At 65.8% G+C, this 442-nt stretch carries 1 protein-coding gene; it reads left to right on the forward strand.

The window, feature by feature from the left end:
* The coding region (locus tag AC5Y30_RS25490) for a phosphopantetheine-binding protein (RefSeq protein WP_499922088.1) at positions 1-442 on the forward strand (442 nt) is incomplete at both ends.

Consider the following 442-nt stretch of genomic DNA (forward strand, 5'->3'; position numbering starts at 1 on the left):
CAACGGCAAGCTTGATGTGCGGGCCCTGCCGGCACCGGACTATCAGGACGGCGACCATTACCGCGCCCCCAGCAACCCGATTGAGGAGATCGTTGCCGACATCTATGCGCAGGTGCTCGGGATCGAGCGGGTTGGTATTGATGAGTCGTTCTTTGACCTGGGTGGTGATTCGCTGTTGGCGATGCGGGTCATCGCCGCGATCAACACGGCGCTAGACGCCGGCCTGGCGGTGCGGACCTTGTTCGAGGCGCCCACGGTCGCCCGGCTGGCGCCGCGTATCGGTGCCGGTGACATCGCGCTGGAGCCGTTGGTGGCCGGTGAGCGGCCGGCGGTGGTTCCGCTGTCGTTCGCGCAGAACCGGTTGTGGTTCCTCGATCAGCTCCATGGCCCGTCACCGGTCTACAACATTGCGGTGGCGCTGCAACTTCGCGGCCGCCTGGAT

The organism is Mycobacterium sp. NGS27 (assembly GCF_059813005.1).